At 75.0% G+C, this 17,739-nt stretch carries 17 protein-coding genes and 1 tRNA gene; 10 read left to right on the forward strand and 8 right to left on the reverse strand.

Annotated elements, in window-relative coordinates; translation table 11 throughout:
- Positions 1 to 52: 52 nt before the first annotated feature.
- Both FGG90_RS01545 and FGG90_RS01550 read right to left on the reverse strand, forming a co-directional pair.
- Positions 53 to 571: a 2'-5' RNA ligase family protein gene (locus tag FGG90_RS01545; protein ID WP_094131072.1), complete on the reverse strand. Its 519-nt coding sequence runs from the start codon at positions 569 to 571 to the stop codon at positions 53 to 55.
- Between the two features lie 56 nt (positions 572 to 627).
- Positions 628 to 870 carry an antitoxin gene (locus FGG90_RS01550; RefSeq protein WP_094131070.1) on the reverse strand — a complete coding sequence of 81 codons (243 nt, stop codon included), beginning with the start codon at positions 868 to 870 and terminating at the stop codon, positions 628 to 630.
- A gap of 229 nt (positions 871 to 1,099) precedes the next feature.
- On the opposite strand from FGG90_RS01550, the gene FGG90_RS01555 reads away from it, so the two are divergent.
- The 3 genes from FGG90_RS01555 to FGG90_RS01565 all read left to right on the forward strand — a co-directional run bounded on the left by FGG90_RS01555 (position 1,100) and on the right by FGG90_RS01565 (position 3,212).
- Positions 1,100 to 1,171 (forward strand) — tRNA-Arg (locus tag FGG90_RS01555).
- A gap of 494 nt (positions 1,172 to 1,665) precedes the next feature.
- Positions 1,666 to 2,361: a pyridoxine/pyridoxamine 5'-phosphate oxidase gene (locus FGG90_RS01560; RefSeq protein WP_094131066.1), complete on the forward strand. Its 696-nt coding sequence runs from the start codon at positions 1,666 to 1,668 to the stop codon at positions 2,359 to 2,361.
- Positions 2,362 to 2,447: 86 nt separating this feature from the next.
- Entirely contained in the window at positions 2,448 to 3,212 is a 765-nt protein-coding gene (locus FGG90_RS01565; protein WP_094131064.1) for a gamma-glutamyl-gamma-aminobutyrate hydrolase family protein, read from the forward strand.
- Positions 3,213 to 3,319: 107 nt separating this feature from the next.
- On the opposite strand, the gene FGG90_RS01570 is transcribed toward FGG90_RS01565, so the two are convergent.
- The 5 genes from FGG90_RS01570 to FGG90_RS01590 are packed head-to-tail and all read right to left on the reverse strand — an operon-like array spanning position 3,320 to position 8,189.
- Positions 3,320 to 4,087 carry an SDR family NAD(P)-dependent oxidoreductase gene (locus FGG90_RS01570; protein ID WP_094131062.1) on the reverse strand — a complete coding sequence of 256 codons (768 nt, stop codon included), beginning with the start codon at positions 4,085 to 4,087 and terminating at the stop codon, positions 3,320 to 3,322.
- The gene (locus FGG90_RS01575; protein WP_094131060.1) at positions 4,084 to 4,857 is read right to left on the reverse strand and encodes an SDR family NAD(P)-dependent oxidoreductase; all 774 of its coding nucleotides are present in this window, start codon (positions 4,855 to 4,857) and stop codon (positions 4,084 to 4,086) included. Before FGG90_RS01575 ends, FGG90_RS01570 begins: the two co-directional genes overlap by 4 nt.
- The gene (locus FGG90_RS01580) at positions 4,854 to 6,221 is read right to left on the reverse strand and encodes an MFS transporter (protein WP_094131058.1); all 1,368 of its coding nucleotides are present in this window, start codon (positions 6,219 to 6,221) and stop codon (positions 4,854 to 4,856) included. The genes FGG90_RS01575 and FGG90_RS01580 overlap by 4 nt, the downstream gene beginning before the upstream one ends.
- Positions 6,222 to 6,249: 28 nt before the next feature.
- Positions 6,250 to 7,131 (reverse strand): polysaccharide deacetylase family protein, encoded by an 882-nt coding sequence (locus FGG90_RS01585; protein WP_094131056.1) that lies wholly within the window; start codon positions 7,129 to 7,131, stop codon positions 6,250 to 6,252.
- Between the two features lie 29 nt (positions 7,132 to 7,160).
- On the reverse strand, positions 7,161 to 8,189 hold the full coding sequence (locus tag FGG90_RS01590) for an asparaginase (RefSeq protein ID WP_094131054.1): 1,029 nt from the start codon (positions 8,187 to 8,189) through the stop codon (positions 7,161 to 7,163).
- Between the two features lie 160 nt (positions 8,190 to 8,349).
- Between FGG90_RS01590 and FGG90_RS01595 the strand changes: the two genes are divergently transcribed.
- Both FGG90_RS01595 and FGG90_RS01600 read left to right on the forward strand, forming a co-directional pair.
- Positions 8,350 to 9,384 carry a LacI family DNA-binding transcriptional regulator gene (locus tag FGG90_RS01595; protein WP_210433077.1) on the forward strand — a complete coding sequence of 345 codons (1,035 nt, stop codon included), beginning with the start codon at positions 8,350 to 8,352 and terminating at the stop codon, positions 9,382 to 9,384.
- 55 nt (positions 9,385 to 9,439) lie between these two features.
- Positions 9,440 to 10,234 (forward strand): transglutaminase-like domain-containing protein, encoded by a 795-nt coding sequence (locus tag FGG90_RS01600; RefSeq protein WP_094131052.1) that lies wholly within the window; start codon positions 9,440 to 9,442, stop codon positions 10,232 to 10,234.
- A 60-nt stretch (positions 10,235 to 10,294) separates the two neighbouring features.
- Here FGG90_RS01600 and FGG90_RS01605 read toward each other — a convergent pair whose 3' ends face one another.
- Positions 10,295 to 10,942: a hypothetical protein gene (locus tag FGG90_RS01605; RefSeq protein ID WP_094131050.1), complete on the reverse strand. Its 648-nt coding sequence runs from the start codon at positions 10,940 to 10,942 to the stop codon at positions 10,295 to 10,297.
- 193 nt (positions 10,943 to 11,135) lie between these two features.
- Between FGG90_RS01605 and argS the strand changes: the two genes are divergently transcribed.
- From argS to thrC, 5 genes are all read left to right on the forward strand, one after another.
- A complete protein-coding gene (gene argS / locus FGG90_RS01610; protein WP_094131048.1) occupies positions 11,136 to 12,800 on the forward strand; it encodes an arginine--tRNA ligase in 1,665 nt (554 codons plus the stop codon).
- 11 nt (positions 12,801 to 12,811) lie between these two features.
- Entirely contained in the window at positions 12,812 to 13,642 is an 831-nt protein-coding gene (locus FGG90_RS01615; protein ID WP_094131046.1) for an LmeA family phospholipid-binding protein, read from the forward strand.
- Between the two features lie 191 nt (positions 13,643 to 13,833).
- Positions 13,834 to 15,333: a diaminopimelate decarboxylase family protein gene (locus tag FGG90_RS01620; RefSeq protein ID WP_094131044.1), complete on the forward strand. Its 1,500-nt coding sequence runs from the start codon at positions 13,834 to 13,836 to the stop codon at positions 15,331 to 15,333.
- Positions 15,330 to 16,661 (forward strand): homoserine dehydrogenase, encoded by a 1,332-nt coding sequence (locus tag FGG90_RS01625; RefSeq protein ID WP_094131042.1) that lies wholly within the window; start codon positions 15,330 to 15,332, stop codon positions 16,659 to 16,661. Before FGG90_RS01620 ends, FGG90_RS01625 begins: the two co-directional genes overlap by 4 nt.
- A complete protein-coding gene (gene thrC, locus FGG90_RS01630; protein ID WP_094131040.1) occupies positions 16,661 to 17,737 on the forward strand; it encodes a threonine synthase in 1,077 nt (358 codons plus the stop codon). The genes FGG90_RS01625 and thrC overlap by 1 nt, the downstream gene beginning before the upstream one ends.
- Positions 17,738 to 17,739 lie beyond the last annotated feature (2 nt).

The following is a 17,739-nucleotide window of genomic DNA, read 5'->3' on the forward strand; positions in this document are numbered from 1 at the left end:
AGGCTAGTGGCGCGGGTGCCGGGCGGGGCCGTGGGAGCGGCACCCGTCCGGGTCACGCGAGCTCCGTCGTCGTGCGGTCGCGGGGGTCCCAGCGGCGGAGGCCGGCGGCGGGCGCGTCGAGCGGATCCACCCGGCCGAGCGCGGCGACCGCCTCGCCGAGCTGCTCGGTCGTGAGGCGCAGGGCGAGCGAGACGTGCGGGGTCCAGGATCCGGGCCGCGTGTGGGGGACGACCTCGACCGGCTCGGCGTCGGCGTCCTCGTGGTCGCCGTCCGCGGCGGGCTCCGCCAGGGAGGCGTCGACGGCCGCGTGGATCCGCCCGTGCAGCGCCAGCAGCGCCTCGTCCACCACGACCTGCCGCGCCAGCACGAGGCCGCGCGGCGGGACGCCGAAGACGAGGAGGCCGCCCAGCCGGAGCGTCGGCAGGGGAGCGGAGGCGGCGATCCCGCGCACCGCGTCGTCCGCGGATCCGCCCAGCCCGTGCGCCGCGAGCAGCGTCACGTGCGGCCGGTTCGTCGCGCCGGCGTGGTCGGCGAGGCTCGGGACGCCCGCGTCGGCCAGGGCGCGCCACATGCCGCGGACCGCGGCGTCGGACGCCGCGTCCAGCGTGAGCTCGAGGCTGCCGGCGCTCAGGGGCGGGGCGGGGTCGCGGGCGGCGTGGGGCCCTGGCCGCCGCGGCCGCCGTCGGGGCCGAGCTTCCGCAGCTGGTCGTCGGCGGCCTGGCGCGCCTTCTGGATCTTGTCGGCGTGCTTGCTGCCGGTGGCCTTGTCGGCGATGCCGGACACCTTGTCGATGGCGGTGCGGCCGACGTCCTGGCCCTTCGACGTGCGCAGGAATCCGGTGGCGGCGGCGGCGATGCGGGACAGCTTCACGGGTGGTCTCCTATGTAGGGGATCGGGTGGGCCGCCGTGCCCGGGCGGCGCGGCGGTCGTCCTGGGACCATCCTGGCGGGTCGCGCCTGTGCCGGAGCGGGGAGTCTCCTCGGGAGAGGGAATGCGGCGGCCGCGCGTGGTCCGGGCGCGCGCCGACCGGAGACCGGGGAGCCGGCACGGCGGGCGTCCCGGCCGGTGCTACCCTGGATCCGCGCTCGCGCGCACCCTGGCCCCCATAGCTCAGGGGATAGAGCACTGCCCTCCGGAGGCAGGGGCGGAGGTTCGAATCCTCCTGGGGGCACACCTTCCCATATCCCGTGTTGGTGCGGTGAGCGGCCGGTCCCGTCAGCGGGGCCGGCCGCTCGTGCGTCCGGGGTCGTCGCGGCACGCGATCCGCGGGCGTCGGTCCGCGTGCGGCCACGGCGCGGCGGTGCGCGCCACCGCGACGGGGCGATGCCGAGGAACGCGGCCGGCATCGGATCCGATCGGCGGGCAGCAGGCGGCGGCGGCGGCCGCGGCGGATCCCTGCGGCCGGCGCACGACGAACACACGCGGCAGGGCCCGAGACGGGTCTCGGGTCCCGCCGCGTGGTGCTGGGCCCAACTGGGGGAGCGGGCCTGTCGACGACGCTAGGGGAGCGCGCCGCCGCCGAGAAGGCGCTCCGGTACTGGGAAACGCCAGTGGCGGAGGCGCCAATCCGATCGCGGCCGGGCGTCGAACATCCGCTCTCGCACGCCTCCGACGGCTCCGGCCGGTGCCGCCGGCACGCCCGCGGGAGCGGCCTAGGCTCGGCGCATGGCAGACGACGACGACGACTCCACCCCCATCCGCGACCTCCTGAAGGGCGCGAAGCCGAAGCCCCACGACTTCCCCGAGCTCGACCCGGCCGCGCTGCCCGGCGACCCGATCGACCTCGTCATCGACTGGATCCGCGACGCCGTCGCCCACGACGCCGCCGAGGTGAACGCGGTCGTCCTCGCGACCGCGGACGCCGAGGGCCGCCCGAGCGCGCGCACCCTCCTCCTCAAGGACGTGACGCCCACCGTCGACGACGAGCCCGGCGCCCTGTGGTTCTCCTCACTCGCCGAGAGCCCCAAGGGCCGCGACCTCGAGGCGAACCCGCGCGCGGCGCTCGTCGCGTACTGGCGCGAGCGCGGGCGCCAGATCCGCGCCACCGGCCCCGTCTTCCACGGCGACCGCGAGGTCAGCGAGCGCGACTTCCTCGCCCGCCACCCCGCGTCGCGCGCCGAGGTCATCGCGGGCGACCAGAGCGAGCCGATGCCCGACGCCGAGGAGCGCGACGCGCGCGTGGCCCGCGCGCGGGAGGCGGTCGACGCGGATCCCGAGCTCGTCGCCGAGTCGTGGCGCGCCTACGTGCTGCAGCCGACCGTGGTCGAGTTCTGGCAGGCGACGGAGGATCACGGCCAGCTGCGGATCATGTACCGCGCCGACGCGGACGGCACCTGGTCGCACACGCTCGTCTGGCCCTGACCCGCTGTCTGCGCTGCGGCCGCTCGCGTGTTGCGGCAGATGACGGGGAGGGTGCGGCGCCGCCCGGGAGCCCGCACACTGGATCCATGCCCGCACCCCTCCGCCGCCTCGCCGTCGTGCAGGTGACCCGATCCCGGCCCGAGGCCGTCGACTACCACCAGCTCGTGCAGGGCCTCAACATGCGCGTGGCCGAGGTCGCGGGCGCGGCCGGCTGGGTCGTCGAGAACCTCGCCGCGGAGGACGAGGGCGTCGAGTCGCTCCTCGAGCGCACGCGCGACGCGGACGCCGTCGTCATCATGGGCGGCGAGGACGTCGCGCCCCGCTTCTACGGCGGGCCGGCCGACTACGAGGGCCGCTCGCCGCACCGCGAGGTCGCGGACGCCGGCCAGATCGCGCTCGTCCGCCGCGCGGTCGCCGAGGGCACGCCGCTCCTCGGGATCTGCCGGGGCGCCCAGATCGTCAACGTCGCGCTCGGCGGCACCCTCCAGCAGCACATCGACGGCGTGGGCGAGCACCGCAACGCGGCGGACGACATCACCGCCGTCATGCGCGACCACGACGTTCGGGTCGCGGCCGACAGCCGCCTCGCGCGCGTCCTCGGATCCACCGCCCTCGTCGTGCGCAGCGCCCACCACCAGGCGGTCGACCGCCCGGGCGCCGGCCTCCGCGTCGTCGCGGTCGCGCCCGACGGCGTCCCGGAGGCGGTCGAGCACGAGACGGCGCCCATCACCGGCGTGCAGTGGCACCCGGAGGACGCGGCCGCCGCGCGCGACCAGCTCCCCGCCCTGCTGGCGGCGCTCGCCGACCAGTGCGCCCGACGCGAGCCCGCGCGGGCCGACGTCGCGGCCTGAGACCGCGCCGCCCGAGACCGCGCCGCCGGAGACCGCCCCACCGGAGACGGCGCGACCCGCCCGCGTCGTGCGCGGGCGGGTCGCCGCCGTCGGGATCCCGGTCGGCGTCAGGGCATCACGTCGCCGCTGTTCGGCCCGAGGGTCTGGCCGACGAACAGGTTGCCGTCCGGATCCGCGGCGAGCATCACCGCGACCGGCGCGACCTCGTCGACCGTGCCGAACCGCCCGAGGGGCAGCTCGCGCCGCTTGGCGGCCTTCCAGTCCTCGGAGATCCCGTCGACCAGCGGGGTCTCGACGGGCCCTGGCGCGATGACGTTCGCGAGCACGTTCGACGCGGAGACCTCGAGCGCGAGCGACTTCGTGAACGCGATGACCCCGGCCTTCGCCGCCGCGTAGTGCGCGAGGCCCGTGCCGCCCTTCTGCCCGAGCTGCGAGGCGATCTGGATGATGCGGCCGTCGCGCCGCGCGAGCATCCCCGGCAGCACGGCGCGCGTGACGAGGAAGACGCTCGTGAGGTCGACGTCGATCGTGCGCTGCCAGGTGGCGAGGTCCATGTCCACCACGTGCGCCTCGGTGAGGATGCCGTGCGAGGAGACGAGCACGTCGATCCGGCCGAGCAGGGCCTCCGCCTCCGCGACGGCCCGCGTCACCGCGCGCTCGTCCGCGAGGTCGGCGGCGACGGCGCCGTCCGCGCCGAGCGCCGCGGCCACGTCGTGCACGGAGGCCGCGCGGTCGAGGAGGACGACGCGGGCGCCGGCGGCGAGGAAGTGCGTGGCGACCGCGCGGCCGATGCCGCTCGCCGCGCCCGTGACGAGGGCCGTGCGCCCCAGGAGCCGCTCGCTGCGCGCGGGGCCGGGCGCCGCGTGCGCGCTCACTCCTGCATCGCGACCGTGAGGCCGCCGTCGGCGGTGATGCACTGCCCGGTGACGTACGCCGCGTCCGCCGACGCGAGGAAGGCGATGACCGCGGCCACGTCGTCCGGCGCGCCGACGCGGCCCGCGGGGATCCGCTCGGCCGCCCGGCGGAGGCCGTCGGGACCGAGCGAGTTGACGCCGTCGAGCGACTGCGGCGTCTCGATGAGCCCGGGGATCACCGTGTTGGCGCGGATGCCACGGGGCGCGAGCTCCACGCCCACGCTGCGCATCAGCCCCACCACGCCCGCCTTCGCGGTCGCGTAGTGCGCGTGGTCGGCCCAGCCGTAGACGCCGCCGGCGATCGAGGAGACGGCCACGACGGATCCGCCCGCGCCGAGGTGGGGCTCGGCCGCCCGGACGAGGCGCATGACCCCGCCGAGGTCGACGCCGAGCACCTCGTCCCAGCGCTCGTCGGTCATGCCGCCGAGGGGCGCGCGCCGGAGGATGCCCGCGGCCGCGACCACGTGGTCCACCCGGCCGTACGCGTCGAGGGCGGCCCGGACGAACGCGTCGACGGACGCGGTGGAGGACACGTCGAGGTCGACGGCGATGCCCTCGCCGCCGGCCGCGCGGACGGCCTCGAGGGTCGCGCCGGCGTCGTGCGGATCCGCGGGGAAGCGCCCCACGACCACGCGGTCGCCGCGCGCGGCCAGCCGCACGGCGGTCGCCCGGCCGATGCCCGAGGCGCCGCCCGAGACCAGCGCGACGGGCGCGTCCGACGCGCCGGTCACGCCGCCGCTCCCCGCGACTCGCCCGCGGGCTTCGCGAGCAGCATCACGAGGGCCGACGCGAGGATGCCGCCCGCGCCCACCCAGAGCGCGGCCGTGCCGAACGACATCGACCCCGCCGTCAGCGCCGTGAGCAGGAAGCCGCCGATGATCGCGCCGGGCTGGCTCATCGCGCCGATGAAGCTGGATCCGGTGGCCCGGCAGTCGCTGTCGAAGCAGCCGGCCTGGAAGAACAGGATCGCGGCGTACGGCCCGAGCAGGAAGAACAGGCCGACCATGTACGCGGCGAGCACGAAGCCCGCGTCGTCGGGGCCGAGCAGCATCACCGCGAACGCGAGCCCGGCGACGAGCCAGCCGCCGACGATCACGTTGCGCCGGCCGAGCCGGTCGCCCAGCCAGCCGTGCACGAGGTAGCCGAGGACGCCCACGCAGTTCGAGCCGATGACGAGCAGCAGCGCGTCGGACGCGTCGATGTGCTTGCCCGACTCGAGCACGGTCGTGCCGAGCACCGAGAACGTCTGGATCCCGAACCAGTTCAGCAGCCACGCGACGCTGAGCACGATCGTGCTGCGCAGGTGCTTCCCCTGGAAGATGCGCGCCAGCGGCGCCGACTTCTGCACGTCGAGCCCGGTGGCCCGCGCGAAGGCGGCGGCCTCGTCCTCGAGGCCCGCGGCGCGCAGCCGGCGGATCCGCTGCTGCGCCACGAACTGCGGGCTCTCCCGCAGCGTGAGGCAGACCGCCGCGACCACGAGCGCCGGCACGGTCGCCAGCCCGAACGCGATGCGCCACTCGCCCGGCCCGAAGACCGACGTGATGAGGGTCACGAACGCCGCCGCGAGCAGCGCCCCGATGGGCCAGCCGGTCTGCACGATGGCGTAGACGAAGCCCTTGTTGCGGCGGATCCGGTCGTCCTCCGTCAGCTCGTAGATCTCGTTGAGGTACGTCGCGTTGATCGACTGCTCGGCGAGCCCGAGCCCGCTGATGCTCCGGATGCCCACGAGCGACGCGGCGCCCGCGCTGAGCGCCGTGGCGCCGGACGACATGGCCGTGCCGGTCACCGAGACGACCATGCCCACGCGGCGGCCGAGCCGGTCGACCATCGGCCCGACGAGCAGCACGACCACCGCGGTGCCCACGCTCACGAGCGTCGAGACGAGCAGCGCCTCGCTGGTGTCCCAGCCGAAGTCGCGCGAGATGTCCGGCAGCAGCGTGCCGAAGAGGATGAAGTCGTAGACCGCGATGGTCCACGCGAGGAACGCGATGCCCGTCACGCGCCGGGTCTGGCGGACGCTGACGGTCTCGAGGGCGGCGGGCGCGGAGGAGCCGCCCGCCGGGGAGGCGGTGGGACGGGAGGTGCCGGTGCTCATGGTCGTGGTCCTTCGGGCGTCGGGTCGGTCAGCGGACGCGCGGCGAGCGCGCCTGGAAGTCGCGGGCGATATCGTCGAAGGTCGCCCAGCGGACGCCCTCGTGCGAGTTGATGTGCGCGATGAGCCGCTCGAGCATGAGCAGCACCTGCGGGCGCCCGGAGACGTCGGGGTGGATCGTGAACGTGAAGACGCCGTAGTCCTGCTCGCGGTAGACCCAGTCGAACTGGTCGCGCCACATCTCCTCGAGGTGGCGGGGATTCACGAAGCCGTGGCTGTTCGGGCTGCCCTTGACGAACATCATGGGCGGCAGGTCGTCGAGGTACCACGACGCGGGGATCTCGACGAGGTCGGTCTCCTCGCCGCGCACGAGCGGGTGCATCCAGCTGGCGGCGTCCTTCGTGTAGTCGACGCCCTGCCAGGTGTCGCCGACGCGCACGTAGTACGGCTCGAAGTCGCGGTGCATGAGGGAGTGGTCGTAGCGGATCCCGCGCTCGATGAGGAGCTCGTTGGTCACGCGGGAGAACTCCCACCACGGGGCGACGTAGCCGGTGGGGCGGCGGCCGGCGCGCGACTCGATCAGCTCGATCGAGCGGTCGAGCACGTCGGCCTCCTGCTGGCGCGACATCTCGATGGGGTTCTCGTGGCTGTAGCCGTGCGCGCCGATCTCGTGGCCCGCGGCGACGACCTCGTCGAACTGGCGCGGGAACGTCTCGATGGAGTGGCCCGGCCAGAACCAGGTGGAGGGCAGGCCGTGCTTGGCGAGCAGCGCGTTGAGGCGGGGCACGCCGACCTCGCCCGCGAAGAGCCCGCGGGAGATGTCGCCGGGGGAGTCCTGCCCGCCGTACGAGCCGAGCCAGCCGCTCACGGCATCGACGTCGATGCCGAACGCGATGATGATGTCCTTGGCCATGGGTGGTCCTTTCGATCGGGTGATGCGGGTCAGGCCGGCGTCGGGCGGCCGGCCGGGTGGGGGAGTGCGGTCGCGGGGTCGGCGGCGGTCGCCAGCAGGCGGCGCGCGTCGTCGACGGGGTGGTGGTCGAGGAACAGGGCGACGGCGATCCGCGCCTGCGCCACGGAGAGGCGGCCGAGCGGCACGGCGCCCGCGCGCACGGCGTCGACCGCGCCGCCGTCGCCGTAGAGCGCGGCGACCGGCCCGTGGGCCACGCGGGTGCCGAGCGCCACGAGGACGCCGGCGCGCGTCGCCGCCTCGATCTCGGGGATCAGCGCGCGGTTCGTGTTGCCCGCGCCCGTGCCGATGACGACGATCGCGCGGGCGCCCGCGGCGACGGCGGCGCGGAAGAGCACGGCGTCGGATCCGGGGTGCACGCTCACGCAGTCCACCCGGATCCCGTCGAAGCGGGGCGTGGGCAGCGGCAGCGGCGGCAGCGCCCGGGCGGGTGCGGCGAGGGCGACGTGGTCGCCGTCGACCCGGCCGACCGGGTCGCCGTCGCGCGCGGCGAAGGCGTCGGGGTCGAGCGTCCGGGCCTTGGCGACGCCGTCGGCCGCGTGGATGCGGGAGGCGAAGACCACGAGGACGCCCGCGTCGCGCGCCGCGGGCGACGCGGCCACGACGATCGCGTCGCGCAGATTGCCCGGCCCGTCGCCGCCCGGCGCGTCGGCGGCGCGCTGCGCCCCCGTGAGCACGACCGGCCGCGCGTCGTCGCCGACGAGCCGCAGGAGCGCCGCGGTCTCCTCGAGGGTGTCGGTGCCGTGCGTCACGACGACGCCGTCGACGTCGTCCCGCGCGAGGCCCGCGGCGACCGCCTCCGCGATGGTGCGGAGGTCGGCGTGCGTCAGTGCGAACGAGTTCGCGCGGAGCACGTCGCGGCTCTCCACGGTGATCCGGGCGGGCAGGGCGGGCAGGGACGCGAGGAGCGCGTCGGCGGGATCCGCGGCCACGGCGGCGCCGTCGGGGCGGCTGCGCGAGGCGATGGTCCCGCCGGTGGCGAGGACGAGGACGTGGGGCATGACGTCGATCCTGAGTTCCGCAAACGATTGCGTCAATGGTTCTCGTGGAACGTTCGTGTTGCCGTCCTGTTGCGCGCGTGTTTCGGCGTCGCCCGCGCGGACGCCCGCTCCGGGCGGCCCGCGGGCCCTGTGCCATGCTGGATCGGGTGAGGAGGCCCGAGTGACCCAGAAGCGCCGGCCGCCCACCACGCAGCGCATGATCGCGGAGCTGGCGGGCGTGAGCATCACCACCGTCTCCCGCGTGCTCAACTCCCGCGAGGAGCACCCCGAGCGGTGGGCCGGACCCGAGACCGTCGCGGCGATCCTCGACATCGCGCAGCGCAGCGGCTACCGGCGAAACCCGCACGCGGCGAGCCTCCGCACCTCACGCTCCGACCTCGTGGGCGTGCTCGTGCCGCGGCTGCAGGACTTCGTGCTCGCCACCGTCTACGAGGGCATCGACGAGGCCGCGACCGAGCGCGACGTCTCCACCTTCGTGACCAACAGCCTCGACCGGCCGGAGCTCCAGCGCACCCGCACGCGCAGCATGCTCGACCGCCGCGTCGACGGCATGATCTTCGGCGACGCCCACCTCGACGACCCGCTCCTCGACGAGCTCGCGGAGGAGGGCGTCCCCTTCGTCCTCGTCTCGCGCCGCCGCGGCGACCACGTCGCGATCACGTGCGACGACGTCGCCGGCGGGCGCCTCGCGGCCGAGCACCTCATCGCGCAGGGGCGGACGCGTCCCGCGGTCCTCGCGGGCATGGCGTTCGCTTCCACCGCGGTGGACCGCACGGCCGGGTTCCTCCAGGCCTACGCGGACGCGGGGATGCCCGTGCCGCCCGAGCGCGTGATCCACCTCGGCTTCGACGCGCCCGCGGGCCGTGAGGCGGCGGAGATGGTGCTGGCCGCGGCGCCCGGGGCCCGCCCCGACGCCCTGTTCGCCACCAACGACTTCGCGGCCATCGGCGCGATGGGCGCCCTCCGCGACGCGGGCCTCGCGGTGCCGGACGACGTCGCGCTCGTGGGCTACAACGACACGCCGCTCGCCGCTTCCGGGTCCATCGGGCTCACGAGCGTGCGCTCGCCCGCCCACCGGATGGGGCGCCTGGCGCTCGAGGCCCTGCTCGCGCTGGTCGACGGGCGGGAGCAGGAGTCGCAGCTGCTCGAGCCGACCCTCGTCGCGCGGGACTCGAGCGGGCCGCACGCGGGCTGACCCCCTCGGCCCCGGGCGTGCGCGCGACGCCCGCCGCGGATGCCACGATGGACGCATGCGCCGCGACGTCTCCTCCATGCTCGAGCTGCAGGTCGCCGGGGGGAGCGAGATGGCCTTCGCGGTCGCCGTCGCCCGCGGCGCCGACATCGCCTCCGAGTCCCTCTCCTTCGCGCTCGACGGCCGGCCCGTCGAGGCGACCGAGGTGGTCGACCGGCACGACACGCGCCTGCACGTGCTCGACGTGGGCGCCGGGGTCCTCACGATGGAGTACCGCGCCACGGTCACCGGCCGCCGCGACCCCGCGCCGCTGGACGACGTGGACCTCTGGGTCTACCGCCGCCCCAGCCGCTACTGCGAGTCGGACACCCTCTTCCCCACGGCGCGCGGCGAGTTCCGCGGCCTCGACGGCCTGCCGCTCCTCGCGGCCGTGCGCGCCTTCGTGGCGGACTCCCTGCGGTACGCGCCCGGATCCAGCCTCCCGACCGACGGCGCCGTCCGGACCCTGCTCGCGCGGCGGGGCGTCTGCCGCGACTACGCGCACCTCGTCATCGCGATGCTCCGGGCGCTCGACGTGCCCGCGCGCCTCGCCGCGGTGTACGCGCCCGGGCTCAGCCCCATGGACTTCCACGCGGTCGCCGAGGCGTGGGTCGACGGCGCCTGGCACGTGGTGGACGCCACCGGGCTCGCGCCCCGGCAGAGCCTGCTGCGCATCTCGACCGGGCGCGACGCGTCCGACACGGCGTTCCTCACCAACACGCGGAGCCTCGTCACCATCTCCCGGATGGAGGTGCTCGCCACGGTCGACGAGCTGCCGGTCGACGACGGGGCCGCGCCGGTCCGCCTGGGCTGAGGCGGCACCGGAACCGGAACCGGAGTCGGACCGCGGGCGACGCCGACCCGGTGCGCCCGATCAGCCGCCGACGGACTTCAGCACGGCGTTGCCGAGGTCGGCGTGGTCGCCGGGCTCGTAGAACGACGCCGAGCGCATGACGATCATGTGCTTCGACGAGTAGATGGTGGAGACGCCGATCGCGTCCTCCAGCTCGAAGTACGCCTCGACGCCCGAGGGGTAGCCCGCGATGGGGTCGTTCCGGAGGATGGCGGCGTCCCGGCGGGACTTGAGCTCGGTCGCGACGGGCTGCGCCACGTCGATCTCCACGTCGGTGCCGTCCGTGGCGTGGAAGGCGCAGGCGAGGCCCTGCATCGCGAGGACGTCGGCCCGCAGGCCGTCCGTGGAGGTGTCGGCGGGCAGCGCGGCGACGGCGAAGCCGGTGCCGAACGACGCGAGGTCGGGCAGCAGCTTCTGGCACGTCGTGCTCACCGGCGTGCCCTTGGGCGGCGCGGGCGTGGGCGAGGCGGGCGTGTCCCCGCCGGATCCGCCCGCGGGCGCCCCGGCGCCGCCGCCGGCGCTCGCCGTGGGCTCGGGCGTGGAGGGCTGCAGCGGCGCGGGGTTCGTGCACCCCGAGAGCAGGAGCGCGATCGCCAGCCCGGCCGCCGCGACGGCGGGCACGGAGCGCGAGGCCAGGGGGCGTGCGGGCGCGGGGAGGCGGACGGGCAAGGTGGTGCTCCTTCGGATCCGGTCGCGCCGCGCGGTGCGGCGCCAGGCGCGCGGCGTCGTGCCACGTGCGGGGGAGGCGGGATCGACACCCTACCGACCGCGGTCGAGGCGCCGCTGGGACGCTCCCCGGCTCCCCGGCCGGCCGTCGACGCGCGGGCGGGAGGGCGCCCGGCCGCCGGTAGGATCGATCCCCATGACGACCCCTGACCTGACCGGCGCACTGTTCGACATCGTGGCCGAGACGGCGGGTCGACGACCGGCATCCGAGGGCCTCGCGCTCACGCCCGACATGGTCGTCCTCGAGCGCCCGCGCAACCGCGACCACGGCGACTGGGCCACCAACATCGCCATGCGCATCGCGAAGCCGCTGGGCGAGAACCCGCGCGCGCTGGCGACCGAGATCGCCGAGGGCCTCGGCGCCCTGCCGCAGGTCGCGAAGGTCGACGTCGCGGGGCCCGGCTTCATCAACATCACGCTCGAGGCGGCGGCCGCGGGCGCCCTCGCGCGCACCATCGTCGACGCGGGGCGCGCGTACGGCCGGGGCACGACGCTCGACGGGATCCGCATCAACCTCGAGTTCGTCTCCGCGAACCCCACGGGCCCCATCCACCTGGGCGGCGTGCGCTGGGCGGCGGTCGGCGACAGCCTCGCCCGCATCCTCCAGGCCGAGGGCGCGGACGTCACCCGCGAGTACTACTTCAACGACCACGGATCCCAGATCGACCGGTTCGCCCGCAGCCTCCTCGCCAGCCACCTCGGCGAGGAGACGCCCGAGGACGGCTACGGCGGCGCCTACATCGGCGAGATCGCGGCCCGCGTGGTGGAGGGGTACGACGGCGACGTCGACGCGCTCTCCCGCGAGGAGCAGCAGGAGCTGTTCCGCAGGAGCGGCACCGAGCTGATGTTCGGCGAGATCACGCAGAAGCTGCACGACTTCGGCGTGGACTTCGACGTGTTCTTCCACGAGGACTCGCTGCACGAGTCCGGCGCCGTCGACCGCGCCATCGCGCGGCTCAAGGAGCTCGGCCACGTCTTCGAGGAGGACGGCGCCGTCTGGCTGCGCACCACCACGTTCGGCGACGACCGCGACCGCGTGGTCATCCGCTCGAACGGCGAGCCCGCCTACATCTCCGGCGACCTCGGCTACTACCTCGACAAGCGCGAGCGCGGCTTCGAGCAGAACATCATCATGCTGGGCGCCGACCACCACGGCTACGTCGGCCGCATGATGGCCATGGTGCAGGCGTTCGGCGACGAGCCCGGCGTCAACCTGCAGATCCTCATCGGCCAGATGGTCAACCTGCTGCGCGACGGCGAGCCCGTGAAGATGAGCAAGCGCGCCGGGACCATCGTCACGCTCGACGACCTGGTCGACGCGGTGGGCGTCGACGCCGGGCGCTACTCGCTCGTGCGCTCCTCCGCCGACCAGAACCTCGACATCGACCTCGCGGTCCTCGGCAAGCGCACCAACGACAACCCCGTCTTCTACGTGCAGTACGCCCACGCGCGCACGTGCGCGGTCGACCGCAACGCGGCCGCCTCCGGCGTCGAGCGCACGGCCTTCGCGCCCGAGCTCCTCACGCACCCGACCGAGTCGGCGCTCCTCGGGCTCCTGCAGGAGTTCCCCCGCATCGTGGCCCAGGCCGCGGAGCTGCGCGAGCCGCACCGGGTCGCGCGCTACGTGGAGGAGCTCGCGGGCTCGTACCACCGCTGGTACGACAGCTGCCGGGTCGTCCCGCGCGGCGACGAGGAGGTCACCGACCTCCATCGCACGCGCCTGTGGCTGAACGACGCGGTCCGCCAGGTCGTGTCCAACGGCCTCGACCTCGTGGGCGTCTCCGCCCCCGAGCGCATGTAGGGGAGCGGATCATGGCGGGGCGGTTCCTGGGCACCGAGGTCTTCGAGGCGCCCGAGCGCCGCGATCCGCGGGAGGCCAGGCGGCGGAGGCGCGGGCCGCGCGGCGGCACCGTGTTCATCTGGCTCCTCGTGCTCGCCGTCATCGGCGTCGGGCTCGCGTTCGGGCTGCGGATCATCGACCAGACCGTCCGCGGCGTGGCCGAGGACCAGGCCGAGCAGCGCATCGCCGAGCAGCTGCCCGGCCGCGTGTCGGGCAAGGTGAACGTGTCCATCCAGGGCGACTGGGTCATCCTCCAGCTCATCCGCGGCACGCTCGACCGCGTCGTGCTCGACGGGCCGAACCTCCAGGCGGACGGCACGCCGTTCCGGGCGCACATCGTCGCGACCGACGTGCCCACCGACCAGGAGCGCACGGTCGGCGGCGTGGTCGCGACCGTGACGATGGACGAGGCTCCCGCGAGCGCGCTGCTCGCGAAGACCGCCGGGACCCCGCCCGACCTGCGCTTCGGCGACGGCACGCTCGGCTACACCGGGTCCACGCGGATCCTCGGCCTCACCCTCGGCTACACCGTGTCCGCCGAGCCCGTGCTGCGCGACGGCTCGACCGTCGTCATCACGCCCGCCGAGGTGACGCTGCAGGCCGGCTCGCTCAAGGTGGACCTCGCGCAGACGATCCAGGGCATCCGCGACATCACCTACCCCGTGTGCGTCGCGCAGTACCTCCCCGCGGGCGTGCAGGTGCAGGACGTGACCGTCGCCGACGGGAAGGCGTCGATGACCGTCGCGTCGTCGTCGGTGAAGCTCACGCGCGACTCGCTCGGGGTCACCGGCAGCTGCGGCTGATCCGGCCCCGCCCCGCTCGGGCGTCCGCCTCGGGTGCTGTGCGGGCGTCCGCCCCGGGCGCCGTCACATGGGCGGGGCACCCCGATCCGCCTCGGTAGGATGCTCTCACCGCCTCCTCCTCCGGCTTCAGGGACCGCACCGGGTCCGCTCGCCATCCCGCACGTCCGCCCCGCGTACGAACAGGTGACTCCGTGACCGCGAACCCGCTGGCCCCGTCCTGGCTGCTGCCGCCCGACGACGCGAACGCGCTGGATCCGGGGCTGTGGTCCCGCGGCGCCGACCGCGACGCCGACGGCGCCCTCCGCATCGCCGGGGTCGCCGCCCCCGAGCTCGCCCGCCGCTTCGGCACCCCGCTCTACGTGGTCGACGAGGCCGACGTGCGCGGCCGCGCGGCCGAGACCCGGGCCGCCTTCGAGCGCGAGACCGCCGGGGTCGGCACGACCGCGCGCGTCTACTACGCGGGCAAGGCGTTCCTCAGCATCGAGGTCGCCCGGTGGATGGTCGAGGAGGGCCTCCACATCGACGTCTGCTCCGGCGGCGAGCTGGCCGTCGCGCTCGCGGCGGGCGCGGACCCGGCCCGCCTCGGCTTCCACGGCAACAACAAGTCCGTCGCCGAGATCGACCGCGCGGTGGCCGCGGGCATCGGGCAGATCGTCGTGGACAGCGTCATCGAGGTCGAGCGCATCGCCGCCGCGGCGGCATCGCACGGCCGCGTCCAGCCGGTGCGCCTCCGCGTGAACAGCGGCGTGCACGCGCACACGCACGAGTACCTCGCGACCGCCCGCGAGGACCAGAAGTTCGGGATCACGCTCGCCGACGCGCCCGACGTCGTCGCCCGCATCCGGTCGCACGCGTCCCTGTCCTTCACGGGCCTGCACGCGCACATCGGCAGCCAGATCTTCGAGACCGACGCCTTCGTCGAGTCCGCCCGGCGGCTCCTCGACCTGCACGAGCGGCTCCTCGCCGACGGCCCCGTCCCCGAGCTCAACCTCGGCGGCGGCTTCGGCATCGCCTACACGTCCGTCGACCGGCCCGTGCCCGTGCCCGAGATCGCCCGGCGGCTCGCCCGCATCGTGGGCGACGAGTGCGCGCGTCGGGGGATCGCGGTGCCCGTCATCGCGGTCGAGCCCGGCCGCAGCATCGTGGGGCCCTCCACCGCCACGCTCTACACGGTCGGCACCGTCAAGGACGTGCTCGTCACGGTCGGCGGCGTCGACGGCGAGGTGGCCGAGGCGGAGTCCGCCACGGGCGACGTGGAGGACCCGCGCGTCGCGGCCGAGGCCGAGACGGCGGTCCGCCGCTACGTGAGCGTCGACGGCGGCATGAGCGACAACGCGCGGCCCGCCCTCTACGGGGCGGACTACAGCGTGCGCCTGGCGGGCCGGACCTCGGACGCCGCCCCCGCGCTCGTCCGCGTCGCGGGGAAGCACTGCGAGAGCGGCGACCTGGTCGTGCACGCCGACTACCTGCCCGGCGACGTGCGCGCCGACGACCTCGTCGCCGTGCCCGCGACGGGCGCCTACTGCTGGGCGCTCGCGAGCAACTACAACTGGATCGGCCGCCCGCCCGTCGTCGCCGTGCGCGACGGCGAGGCGCGGGTCATCGTCCGCGGCGAGACCGTGGACGACCTGCTGGCGCGCGACGCGGGCACGCCGGCCGCCGCATCCCCCGACACGGACGGAGCACGATGATCGAGTACCGGAACCTGCGCGTGGCCCTGCTGGGCTGCGGCTCGGTCGGCACCCAGGTGGCGCGCCTCATGCGTGAGCACGGCGACGAGCTCGCCCAGCGCGTGGGCGTCCGGCTCGAGCTCGTGGGCATCGCGGTGCGCGACGCGGACGCCCCGCGCGACGCCTCCGTGCCGCGCGAGCTCCTCACCACGGACGCGGAGTCGCTCATCCTCGGTGCCGACATCGTCATCGAGCTGATGGGCGGCATCGAGCCCGCGCGCACCCACATCCTCGCGGCCATCCGCTCGGGCGCCGACGTCGTCACCGCGAACAAGGCCCTGCTCGCCACCCACGGGCCGGAGCTGTTCGAGGCGGCCGAGCAGGTGGGCGCGCAGCTCTACTACGAGGCCGCGGTCGCGGGCGCGATCCCCATCATCCGTCCGCTGCGCGACAGCCTCGCGGGCGACCGGGTCGAGCGGATCCTCGGCATCGTCAACGGCACGACGAACTACATCCTCGACGAGATGGACACGCACGGGCTCGGCTTCGACGAGGCCCTCGCGACGGCCACCGAGCTCGGCTACGCGGAGGCGGATCCGACCGCCGACATCGAGGGCCACGACGCGGCCCAGAAGGCGGCCATCCTCGCGAGCCTCGCCTTCCACACGCGCGTGCCGGTCGAGGCCGTGCACCGCGAGGGCATCACGGGCCTCGCGCCCGCGCAGTTCGCGTCGGCCCGCAAGGCCGGCTACGTGATCAAGCTGCTCGCCATCTGCGAGCGCCTCACGGATCCCGAGACCGGCCGCGACGGCGTCTCCGCCCGCGTGTACCCGGCGCTCGTGCCGCGCGACCACCCGCTCGCGGCCGTGCACGGCGCCAACAACGCCGTGTTCGTCGAGGCCGAGGCCGCGGGCGACCTCATGTTCTACGGCGCGGGCGCCGGGGGAGTGCAGACCGCGTCGGCCGTGCTCGGCGACGTCGTCTCGGCCGCGCGCCGCCACGTCGTCGGCGGCCCCGGCGTCGCGGAGTCGACGCACGCGGACCTCGAGACGCTGCCCGTCGGCGCGATCACGACCCAGTACCAGATCACGCTCCAGGTGGCGGACGAGCCGGGCGTGCTCGCCCGCATCGCGCACCTGTTCAGCGAGCAGGGCGTCTCCGTGGAGACGCTCGAGCAGACCACGCACCAGGCGCCCGTGGCGGGAGGGGCGGGCGACCGGCCCACCGCTAGCCTGGTGATCGGCACGCACCGCGCCACCGACGCGGCCCTCCGGGCCACCGTCGACGCGGTGTCGAACCTCGACGCGGTGACGGCAGTCGCGAGCGTCCTCCGAGTAGAAGGAGCCTGATGGCCCACCAATGGCGCGGACTGCTCCGCGAATACGCCGACCGCCTCGACGTCACGGACGCCACCCCGATCATCACGCTCGGCGAGGGCGGCACGCCGCTCATCCCCGCGCCCGCGCTGTCCGCCCGCACGGGCGCCGACGTGTGGGTCAAGTACGAGGGCATGAACCCCACCGGCTCCTTCAAGGACCGCGGCATGACGATGGCCATATCCAAGGCCGTCGAGCACGGCGCCAAGGCCGTCATCTGCGCGTCCACCGGCAACACCTCCGCGTCGGCCGCGGCGTACGCGACGCACGCGGGCATCACGGCCGCCGTGCTCGTGCCCGAGGGCAAGATCGCGATGGGCAAGCTCAGCCAGGCCGTCGCCCACGACGCGCAGCTGCTCCAGGTGCGCGGCAACTTCGACGACTGCCTCGACATCGCCCGCGAGCTCAGCGCGAACTACCCGGTGCACCTCGTCAACTCCGTGAACAACGACCGCATCGAGGGCCAGAAGACCGGCGCGTTCGAGGTCGTCGAGGTCCTGGGCGACGCGCCCGACTTCCACTTCATCCCCGTCGGCAACGCCGGCAACTACACCGCGTACACGCGCGGCTACCGCGAGGACCTCGAGGCGGGCAACGCCACGAAGCTGCCCCGCATGTTCGGCTTCCAGGCCGCGGGCAGCGCGCCCATCGTCGACGGCGCCATCGTCAAGGACCCCGACACGATCGCCAGCGCCATCCGCATCGGCAACCCCGCCTCGTGGAAGCTGGCCCTCGAGGCGCAGCTGCTCACCGACGGCTACTTCGGCGCCATCTCGGACGCACGGATCCTCGAGGCGCACCGCATCCTCTCCGCCGAGGTCGGCATCTTCGTCGAGCCCGCGTCGGCCATCAGCGTCGCCGGGCTCCTCGAGCGCGCCGAGGCCGGGCAGATCCCGAAGGGCGCGAAGGTCGTCCTCACGGTCACGGGCCACGGCCTCAAGGACCCGCAGTGGGCGCTCCGCACGGCCGACGGATCGGACGTCGCCCCCACGAGCGTGGGCGTCGACGTCGCCGAGATCGCGGGCGTGCTCGACCTGGTCGCGTCGTGACC

Origin of the sequence: Clavibacter michiganensis subsp. tessellarius (assembly GCF_021922985.1) — a bacterium.
Classification (GTDB): Bacteria; Actinomycetota; Actinomycetes; order Actinomycetales; family Microbacteriaceae; genus Clavibacter; species Clavibacter tessellarius.

Bases quoted from the DNA above. Each gene is read 5' to 3' on its own strand.
- FGG90_RS01585 (WP_094131056.1), bottom strand. From the start codon at position 7,131: ATGGCCAAGGACATCATCATCGCGTTCGGCATCGACGTCGATGCCGTG.
- FGG90_RS01600 (WP_094131052.1), top strand. From the start codon at position 9,440: ATGCGCCGCGACGTCTCCTCCATGCTCGAGCTGCAGGTCGCCGGGGGG.
- FGG90_RS01560 (WP_094131066.1), top strand. From the start codon at position 1,666: ATGGCAGACGACGACGACGACTCCACCCCCATCCGCGACCTCCTGAAG.
- FGG90_RS01590 (WP_094131054.1), bottom strand. From the start codon at position 8,189: ATGCCCCACGTCCTCGTCCTCGCCACCGGCGGGACCATCGCCTCGCGC.
- FGG90_RS01615 (WP_094131046.1), top strand. From the start codon at position 12,812: ATGGCGGGGCGGTTCCTGGGCACCGAGGTCTTCGAGGCGCCCGAGCGC.
- FGG90_RS01565 (WP_094131064.1), top strand. From the start codon at position 2,448: ATGCCCGCACCCCTCCGCCGCCTCGCCGTCGTGCAGGTGACCCGATCC.
- thrC (WP_094131040.1), top strand. From the start codon at position 16,661: ATGGCCCACCAATGGCGCGGACTGCTCCGCGAATACGCCGACCGCCTC.
- FGG90_RS01625 (WP_094131042.1), top strand. From the start codon at position 15,330: ATGATCGAGTACCGGAACCTGCGCGTGGCCCTGCTGGGCTGCGGCTCG.
- FGG90_RS01580 (WP_094131058.1), bottom strand. From the start codon at position 6,221: ATGAGCACCGGCACCTCCCGTCCCACCGCCTCCCCGGCGGGCGGCTCC.
- FGG90_RS01545 (WP_094131072.1), bottom strand. From the start codon at position 571: ATGTGGCGCGCCCTGGCCGACGCGGGCGTCCCGAGCCTCGCCGACCAC.
- argS (WP_094131048.1), top strand. From the start codon at position 11,136: ATGACGACCCCTGACCTGACCGGCGCACTGTTCGACATCGTGGCCGAG.